The sequence below is a fragment of the Nocardia miyunensis NBRC 108239 genome (assembly GCF_001613065.1).
In the GTDB taxonomy this organism is placed as follows: Bacteria; Actinomycetota; Actinomycetes; order Mycobacteriales; family Mycobacteriaceae; genus Nocardia; species Nocardia miyunensis.
This window is the reverse complement of the sequence record NZ_BDBQ01000008.1, coordinates 72,267-80,862: the sequence shown is the minus strand read 5'-3', so window position 1 is coordinate 80,862 and position 8,596 is coordinate 72,267. Positions and strand designations below refer to the sequence as shown.

Here is an 8,596-nt window from a genome sequence, read left to right as displayed (position 1 = left end):
AAATCCACTACACCCCAAGGTTTTTCGGCGCGGCTCGTCGTTCAGCGGCCGCCGCGTACGCGACGAAGGAGCAAGCGGCGGCCGCTGAACGGCGAGCCTCAGGGCGCCGAAAAACACGCCGGAGCGAAGCGGAGGCCAAAGACACAGCTAGCCTCTTGGTGGCAGAATTCGCGACGACGTCCGGGTCGGATGCGTGTTGACGACGGCAATGGCGGCTCGTCCGTACGGTTCGGCGATAGTGTTGCCACGGGCCGTACTCGACGGAGCGCGGGCTGCCGCGAGCAGGGCCCAGGCCGGACAGCACAGGGACAGGGAGAAGGGTCGAGCAATTGAGCTTCACACAGGGCGGTAACGGGCAGGGCGCCGAGAGTGGCCGGGCCATTACCTCTATTCCGCTGTCCGAGGTCGACACCACGCGTACCGCGAGCATCGGAGACCTGGTTCGCGATGCCACCGAACAGATGTCGACCCTGGTCCGCGCCGAAGTGTCGCTGGCCAAGGCAGAGGTGACCGGGGAGATCCGCAAGGGCCTGCAGGGCAGCGTCTTCTTCATCGTCGCGCTGACGATCCTGCTGTTCTCGACCTTCTTCTTTTTCTTCTTCCTCGCCGAACTGCTCGATCTGTGGCTCTATCGCTGGGCGGCGTTCCTGATCGTGTTCGGGCTGATGATCGTGGCCACCGCAGTTTTCGCCCTGCTCGGATATCGGAAGGTGCGCAAACTCCGGGCGCCGTCCAAGACCATCGAATCGCTGAAGGAGACGCGAACCGTGCTGCCGCAGGGCCTGGGTGCACATGCGTCGGACAGCGGCGATGCGGTCGACACGTCCGGCCGGTAGCACGGCCGTTACGCTTTCCGGCGTGTCGTCTACCTCGAGTCCGGATCCGTCGAGCGTCCGCTATGACGGACCGTGGGCCCACAAGGACGTGCATGCCAACGGCATTCGATTCCACATCGCCGAGGCGGCGCCCGCATCCGGATCCGGTGCGCGCGGAGACGATACGTCGGATACGAATGCGCCGCTGGTGCTATTGCTGCACGGATTCGGCGACTTCTGGTGGTCCTGGCGGCATCAGCTGACCGGTCTGGCCGATCTGGGCTTCCGCGCGGTCGCGGTCGATCTGCGCGGATACGGCGATTCGGACAAGCCGCCGCGCGGCTACGACGGCTGGACCCTCGCCGGTGACGTCGCCGGACTCATCCGCGCCCTGGGCCACACCGACGCCACCCTGGTCGGCCATGCCGAGGGCGGGCTGGTGTGCTGGGCGACCGCGGTCCTGCATCCGCGGCTGGTGCGTTCGATCGCGGTGGTGAGTTCGCCGCATCCGGTCGCGCTCAAACAGGCCGTACTGCGTGACGGGCGGCAGCGCCGGATGTGGCTGCCGAACTTCCTGCGCTATCAGCCGCCCCGCTACGGCGAACGCCTGCTGACGGCTCGGGACGGATTCGAGATCGAACGACTGCTGCGGCAGCGGGCCGGAACCGACTGGGCCGGATCGGCCGATTTCGCCGACACCGCGCGCCGGATGCGCGCGGCCATCCGGATCTCCGGCACCGCGCACTGTGCCCTGGAATATCAGCGCTGGGCTTTCCGCAGCCAGTGGCGTCCCGACGGCCACCGCTTCATGTCCGCGATGCGCGAACCGGTCCGCATCCCGGTCCTGGCCCTGCACGGCGAATCCGACGGCTACATCCTCGACGCGACCATGCGCCGCGGACAACGCCTGTCCCCGGACCGCCGAATCGTAACCCTCACCGGCGCAGGCCATTTCGCGCACCAGGAACGTCCTGCGGAAGTCACCGCGGAACTCGCGAAACTACTCGGCTGAACCGCCCGGGGCAACCACCCGAACGCCTGACTGTCAGCCCGGCGCGCGAGTCTCCCCGCCCCGACGGACACGCTGAAGTCCCGCGGAAGCGAGGAGCGGAGCCGCCTAGCTCAGGACGCACTGTCCGGTGCCCACGGCGGCGGTGCGGCCGGAGGCGACCTCGAGATCGGACTTGACCTCCTTCAAGGTCAGCACATATCCGGTGTCCTCGTCGGTGACGGCCGCGCCGAACACCACGCCGAGCACGTCACCCTGCGTATCCACCAGCGGCCCACCGGAATTGCCCGCGCGGACCTGTCCGCGCACGGTGTAGACCTCGCGCTCGACGGTATCGCTCTTGTAGATGTTCGGACCGGTCAGGTTCAGCGTCTCGCGCACCCGCGCCGCGCTGGCGGTGTACGGGCCGCCGCCCGGATACCCGAGCACGATCGAACTCTCCCCCGAGGTCGCGGTGTCCGAGGCCAGCGGGATCACCGGCGCCTGCAGTCCGGGCACGGCCAGCACCGCCACATCCTTGGACGGGTCGAACAGCACCACGGTGGCGTCCAGCGGTCCCTTAGCGGTGTCCACCTGGAGGGAATTGGTTCCGGCGACCACGTGCGCGTTGGTCATGATCCGCTCGGACGCGACGACGAAGCCCGAACCCTCCAGCATCCGTTGACAACTCGACGCCACACCGCGGATGCGCAACACGCTGTGCTGCAGGTTGACCGCGACCGGACTGTTGAGCACGCTCGCGTCCGGCGGCGCGACCGCGGCGATCGGCGCGCGGCTGAACGGGCCGATCACATCCGGCAGCCCGGAGGTGTTGAGCAGCCGGGAGAATTCGTTGGGCACCCGGCGCAGCCAGCTCGGCGCGACCTTGTTGACCTCCGAGAGCACCCGCGACCCGTTCACCGCCTCCGCGATCGCCGGTTGCGAGGAGGAGGCCAGCGGCAGGGCCAGCAGCCAGGCGGTGGCCAGGACCGCGACCAGTTGCAGGCACGCGCCGACCACGCTGTCCACGGCGCGGATGAACGTATTGCGCATCCCGCTGCGGGCCGCACGGCCCAGCACCATGCCGGCCACCTCGCCGACGATCACCAGCGCCACGATCAGCACAACGCCGACCAGCACGCGTTTGCGGCCCTCGGCGATGTGGATCAGGATGTGCGGCGCGATCAGGATGCCCGCCACCGCGCCCAGGATCACGCCGAGGAAGGCCAGCGCGGAGGCCACCGCACCCTGCCGCCAGCCCGAGGAGGCGGCCAGCAGCGCGATGATCACGACCGCGATATCGAGCCAGTCCGACGAGGTCATAGTGTCTTCCCCACTGCCGCCGATGGACGCAGCCCTGCCGGGCCCGAACCCGACCGGCTCATAACGTCATGCCAACTGCTTCGAGTGCGGTCTGCAGATCACGCACGTCGTGCGGATCCCATTCCCGCTCCCATCCCGAAACCGCCAGCAGACCGGCCAGTACACCGGCGGTGAATCCCCACACGAGCATGCTGTCGACCTCGAACGCCGGGCTCATGTATCCCAGCGGATGCCGCACGACGAACCGGTTCGCCGGATCGATCAGATCCGCGATCCGCACCCGTGTCACCCGCGCGGCCTCGGTTTCGCTGACCACCCCCACCGCGCCGGGTGTGCGCCAGTACGCCAGCACCGGCGTCACGTCGAAACGCGACGGCGGCACGAAGATCTTCGGGAGCACCGCGAGCGGATCGACGCCCGCGCGGTCCACCCCGGTCTCCTCCCACGCCTCGCGCAACGCGGTGTCGACCGGGCCCTGATCGCCGGGTTCCACACCGCCGCCCGGAAACGCGACCTGCCCGCGATGCTGGCGCAGCGTGGCCGCGCGCTGGGTGAGCAGCACGTCGGCGTCGGCGGGCAGTCCGCCCGGCGCCGACGGATCGGCCTCGGGCGCACCGCCGAACAGTACGAGCACCGCCGCCTGACGCGGGCGCATCGCGCTGGCGACGACCTGCTTCATCGCCGTCCGATTCAGTACCGGATTGGTCCCGGTCGGATCGGCCGGTTTGCGTTCGACGACGCCGCGCAACCAGGTCGGGATGTCCTCGGTCACCAGATCCGGGCGCGCGCCGGACTCCTCACGCCCCTCGCGGTCGCGCACTCTGCCTCCTCCGGCCGCATCGCCGTGTTCACCGCCCGCGGCGGCCGGACTGCCAACGGCAGCCGTATCGGACCGGTCCCGAGCACGGTAGCCGCATCCGGTACCGGGCGCGCGACGGCCACCCCGATCCCGATCGGTCACGCGCGCACCCCCAATTCGGCGGCGACCGTCGCACTGATGTCCGTGACGTCGTCGAACGGGCGCGAGACGACCTTGGCGATCGAACCGTCGGCGCGGACCAGCACCGAGATCGGCAGCGCCGGGACCGCCCCGACCGCGGTCCGCACCCGGCCGTCGCCGTCCTCCACGCCGGGCAGATGGACCTTCAGATCCTGCAACCGGGCCAGGCCCATCGACTCGTTCGGGTCGCTGTGCACGGTGAGCACCGTCATCGCCGAGCCGACGCGATCGGCGAACTGCTGCAGTGCGGGCAACTCCTGGGCGCAGGGTGCGCACCAGTACGCCCACAGGTTCAGCAGGGCCGGTTTACCGGCCAGGGCCGCGCCCAGATCGACCGTGCGGCCGTCGGCCAGGCAGTCCAGGCCGATACCCGCCAGCGGACCCTTCGCCGGGCCCGGCGCGGTGGCCGTCGGGCAATCGGCCAGGGCGGCGGCCGAGCGCTGCCCGGCACTCACCGAGGCGGGGACCTTCAACGCGGTCGCCGTTGTGCCGGAAGGATTTTCGTGACGTCCGCGCGGCCATACCGCCACCGCGAGCGCGACGATCACGATCAAGCCGACGAACGTCCATCGCCAGGCCGGGGGAATGGACCTCACCGGTTCACCAGTTCGAGCAGATGCTCCGCCTCCGGCCCCTTGACCAGCGCCGCCGCGGTAGCCGGATCGGTCGGACCGGCCCCGAAGGACGGGCAGTCCTTGGCCAGCAGACAGGCGCCGCACGCCGGTTTACGGGCATGACACACCCGGCGACCGTGGAAGATCACCCGGTGCGAGAGCATCGTCCACTCCTTGCGCTCGATCAGCTCGCCGACGATGTGCTCGACCTTGACCGGATCCTCCTCGGTGGTCCATCCCCAGCGCCGGATCAGTCGCCCGAAATGCGTGTCGACTGTGATACCGGGCACATCGAACGCGTTACCCAGAATGACATTCGCGGTCTTGCGTCCGATTCCGGGCAATTTCACCAATTCGTCCAGGCTCGCCGGAAGTACACCGTCGTGCCGCTCCAGCAGAGCCTGGCCCAGACCGATCAGCGCGGACGCCTTGTTGCGATAGAAGCCGGTCGGGCGGATGTACTCCTCGAGTTCGGTGCGATCGGCCTCGGCATAGGCGCGCGCATCGCGGTAGCGGGCGAACAGCGCGGGCGTGGTCATATTCACGCGGACATCGGTGCATTGCGCGGAAAGGATTGTGGCGACCGCCAATTCGAGCGGGGTCGTGAAATCGAGCTCGCAGTGCGCGTCCGGAAATGCCAGCGCCAGTGTCCGATTCATCCGGCGCGCGCGACGTACCAGGCCGAGCCTGGTCTCGGCGGCGAATTTGGCCGTGCGGGAGGCGGACGTGTCGCGCCGCCGCGGTTCGGCGGCGGCGCTGGAAGCGGGAACGGCGGGTTTACGCACGCGTCCACCATACGGAACCACGCCGACAACGTTCCGCCAATGAGTCGCGCGACCCGGGGAAATCGGGTCGATCGAGTGCGCGACAGCGACGTTCGCACCGTGACCGAGGCGACAGAGAATGCCTCCCGTGTTCCATCTGAGACCTTCTCCGTGTTTACTCCTCGATATGCAAGGACTCGCTGTGGTGCTCTTCCCGGTGGTGCTGATGCTGTTCGCACTGTTCATGGAACGGGTCGAAAATCGGCTTCGCAAACTGCTCGAACCGGAAGAAGAGGTCCAGCAATACCTCGAACGCGCCAGCAATGCCGAGGTCAACGAGCTCGCGAAGCTGGGCGTACCGGCCGCCGCGGCGCACCCCGGCCGCAGACGCGCCCGCGGCGACGAACTGGACGTCGCACAGGCGAGCTGATCCGGCGCGCCGCACCGGCACGACACGGGTGCGGCGGGAACCATTCGGGCATCGCGGTCGTTTCACCAACCGCATCTACGTGGTGTCTGTCACTACGCTGCCCGAATGCAAAGTAGACTGCACTGTCGGCCGCTCCGATCCCAGACCGGGGCGACAGCGACGGGCCCGCAGGCGGCAGCTTGCGTCGTCACCACGTAGGGACCCGCTGGCGCCGCCAGTACACCGTCAATTCCCATAAGGAGCACATTCGTGGACGAGGCCCTCGCCAGAGCAGGCATCTTCCAAGGCGTCGAGCCCACCGCAGTGGCAGCTCTCGCCAAACAACTACAGCCCGTGGACTTCCCCCGCGGACACATCATCTTCAACGAGGGTGAGCCGGGCGACCGGTTGTTCATCATCACCTCCGGCAAGGTGAAGATCGGCCGTCGCTCGCCGGACGGACGAGAGAATCTGCTGACCATCATGGGCCCGTCGGACATGTTCGGCGAGCTCTCGATCTTCGATCCGGGTCCGCGCACCTCCACCGCCACCACCGTGACCGAGGTTCGCGCCGTCACCATGGATCGCGACGCGCTCAAGTCGTGGATCGATCAGCGCCCGGAGATCGCCGAGCAGCTGCTGCGCGTGCTGGCCCGACGTCTGCGCCGCACCAACAACAACCTGGCCGACCTGATCTTCACCGACGTCCCCGGACGTGTGGCGAAGGCGCTGCTGACGCTGGCCCAGCGGTTCGGCACACAGGAAGCCGGTGCGCTGCGCGTCACCCACGACCTCACCCAGGAGGAGATCGCCCAGCTGGTCGGCGCCTCCCGGGAGACCGTGAACAAGGCCCTGGCCGATTTCGCGCACCGCGGCTGGCTGCGCCTGGAGGGCAAGAGCGTCCTGATCTCCGATTCGGAGCGCCTGGCTCGCCGCGCGCGCTGACGTATTTGCGCCACATGTGATGTCATCCGGGGCTGTTTCGGCCCCGGATGGAGCGCAAGTCGGTGCAGGGACGCTCACGACACCTGGTTCTGCCAGCTCCGGACAAGGTCAACCTGTTCGCGGCCCGTCCCGTCGCTCGGACGCGTGGCGGGTGCGAGGAACGAGTGCCCGACACGGGGCCGAGCGACGGGACTCAGGGGGCCGCGAACCGCCGGAGCGGAGCGGAGGCCGAAGACACAGCTAGTTCTGTTGGCTGCGCAAGTAGGCCAGTTGGGCCTTGACCGAGCTGCGGGCCGCGGGCCAGAGCTTCTTGTCGACGTCGGCGTAGACCTTCGCGACGACCTGTAGCGGCTTGGCGTTCGGGCCCAGTTCGCGCAGTGCCGCGCGCACCTGCTCCAGGCGTTCCTGGCGATGCTGGATGTAGTAGCGCAGGACCGGCTCGGCCTCGGGGTGGTCGGGGCCGTGTGCGGGCAGCAGGGCCCGGCCCGGGGCCACCTCGAGCAGACGGTCCATCGAGGCGAGGTAGTCGCCCAGCGCGCCGTCGCGCGATTCGAGCACGGTGGTTCCGCTGCCGAGCACGGTGTCGCCGGTCAGGACGGCGTCGTCGAGGACGAAACTCACCGAATCGGTAGTGTGCCCGGGAGTAGCCAGGACCGTGATGCGCAGCCCGGCCGCCTCGACGACCTCACCGTCGGCCAGCGGGGTGGCCGAACCGCGCAGATGCTCCGGATCCACCGCGCGCACCGTGGTCCCGGTCAGCTTCGTGAGCCGATCGATGCCGCCGGTGTGGTCGTGATGGTGGTGCGTGATCAGGGTGAGGGCGATATTTCCCCCGGTCTCCCGCGCGATCGCCGCGCTGTGCTCACGATCCTTGGGCCCCGGATCGATCACGACGCAATCGGATCGTCCGGGGGCGCGCAGGATCCAGGTGTTGGTGCCCTGCAGGGTCATCTGGTTGGGGTTGTTCGCCAGCAGGACCGATGCGGTCGGGGTGACCGTACGCAGTTGCCCGTAGGCCGGATGGGTGAGCGTCATGCTGTGTCCTTCTGCCTCGCTCGGCACGAATCTGCTTCCTGCCTACCGCATTTCACCGCCGCCCGCACCGTCGACTAGCTCACCTCGGCGATGAGTTCCACCTCGACCGGGGTGTTCGCGGGGAGTTCGAAAACGCCCACCGCGGAGCGGGCGTGGGCGCCGGACGCGCCGAACAGCTCACCGAGCAATTCGGACGCGCCGTTGATCACCTGTGGCTGATTGTTGAATCCCGGTGCGGAGGCGACGAATCCGACGACCTTGACGATCCGCACGACCGAATCCAGGCCGACCAGATCGTGCACCGCCGCGAGCGCGTTGAGCGCGCACTGCTTCGCGGCCTCGCGGGCCTGTTCCAGGCTCACCTCCGCGCCGACCTTGCCGACGACCGACAGCTCACCGCCGACGAACGGCAGCTGACCGGAGGTGTAGACATGCGATCCGCTGCGCTGCGCCGGGATGTACACACCCGCCGGTGCGGCCACCGCGGGCAGCTCGAGCCCGAGCCGCGTCAGATTCTCCCGCCAGAGCTGCGCCATCAGCCCTTCACCCGCTTCAGGTAGGCCACGTGCTGCTCACCGGTCGGTCCCGGCAGCACCGTGACCAACTCCCAGCCGTCCGCACCCCACTGATCCAGAATCTGCTTGGTCGCATGCGTCAGCAACGGCACCGTCGCGTATTCCCACTGCGTCACATCACTCATGCG

The 8,596-nt window shown here is 68.5% G+C and carries 11 protein-coding genes; 4 read left to right on the top strand and 7 right to left on the bottom strand.

The genetic code is table 11. The features are described from left to right. The first annotated feature begins 329 nt into the window (after positions 1-329). Positions 330-836 carry a phage holin family protein gene (locus tag NM2_RS04445; RefSeq protein ID WP_067664343.1) on the top strand — a complete coding sequence of 169 codons (507 nt, stop codon included), beginning with the start codon at positions 330-332 and terminating at the stop codon, positions 834-836. 22 nt (positions 837-858) lie between these two features. Then, a complete protein-coding gene (locus NM2_RS04440) occupies positions 859-1,827 on the top strand; it encodes an alpha/beta fold hydrolase (RefSeq protein ID WP_245717834.1) in 969 nt (322 codons plus the stop codon). 105 nt (positions 1,828-1,932) lie between these two features. On the opposite strand, the gene NM2_RS04435 is transcribed toward NM2_RS04440, so the two are convergent. The 4 genes from NM2_RS04435 to nth form a co-directional block, all read right to left on the bottom strand. Next, positions 1,933-3,126 carry a MarP family serine protease gene (locus tag NM2_RS04435; protein WP_067664339.1) on the bottom strand — a complete coding sequence of 398 codons (1,194 nt, stop codon included), beginning with the start codon at positions 3,124-3,126 and terminating at the stop codon, positions 1,933-1,935. Positions 3,127-3,184: 58 nt separating this feature from the next. Beyond that, a complete protein-coding gene (locus NM2_RS04430) occupies positions 3,185-3,946 on the bottom strand; it encodes an NUDIX hydrolase (protein WP_439956834.1) in 762 nt (253 codons plus the stop codon). Positions 3,947-4,083: 137 nt separating this feature from the next. Further along, positions 4,084-4,713 carry a TlpA disulfide reductase family protein gene (locus NM2_RS04425; RefSeq protein ID WP_157120876.1) on the bottom strand — a complete coding sequence of 210 codons (630 nt, stop codon included), beginning with the start codon at positions 4,711-4,713 and terminating at the stop codon, positions 4,084-4,086. A 5-nt stretch (positions 4,714-4,718) separates the two neighbouring features. After that, positions 4,719-5,399 (bottom strand): endonuclease III, encoded by a 681-nt coding sequence (gene nth / locus NM2_RS04420; RefSeq protein WP_174575600.1) that lies wholly within the window; start codon positions 5,397-5,399, stop codon positions 4,719-4,721. Positions 5,400-5,691: 292 nt separating this feature from the next. Between nth and NM2_RS04415 the strand changes: the two genes are divergently transcribed. Continuing rightward, positions 5,692-5,934, top strand: coding sequence for a hypothetical protein (locus NM2_RS04415; protein ID WP_067664337.1), 243 nt, complete (start codon positions 5,692-5,694; stop codon positions 5,932-5,934). A 249-nt stretch (positions 5,935-6,183) separates the two neighbouring features. Then, positions 6,184-6,858, top strand: a complete 675-nt coding sequence (locus NM2_RS04410) for a Crp/Fnr family transcriptional regulator (RefSeq protein WP_067664335.1) — start codon at positions 6,184-6,186, stop codon at positions 6,856-6,858. A 240-nt stretch (positions 6,859-7,098) separates the two neighbouring features. Here the strand turns inward: NM2_RS04410 and NM2_RS04405 are convergent, their stop codons facing one another. The 3 genes from NM2_RS04405 to sp36 all read right to left on the bottom strand — a co-directional run bounded on the left by NM2_RS04405 (position 7,099) and on the right by sp36 (position 8,593). Then, positions 7,099-7,893 carry an MBL fold metallo-hydrolase gene (locus NM2_RS04405; RefSeq protein ID WP_067664333.1) on the bottom strand — a complete coding sequence of 265 codons (795 nt, stop codon included), beginning with the start codon at positions 7,891-7,893 and terminating at the stop codon, positions 7,099-7,101. A 74-nt stretch (positions 7,894-7,967) separates the two neighbouring features. Then, positions 7,968-8,429: a RidA family protein gene (locus NM2_RS04400; RefSeq protein ID WP_067664331.1), complete on the bottom strand. Its 462-nt coding sequence runs from the start codon at positions 8,427-8,429 to the stop codon at positions 7,968-7,970. Continuing rightward, positions 8,429-8,593 (bottom strand): Sp36 family protein, encoded by a 165-nt coding sequence (gene sp36, locus NM2_RS48700; protein ID WP_085997622.1) that lies wholly within the window; start codon positions 8,591-8,593, stop codon positions 8,429-8,431. Before sp36 ends, NM2_RS04400 begins: the two co-directional genes overlap by 1 nt. Between the last annotated feature and the right edge of the window lie 3 nt (positions 8,594-8,596).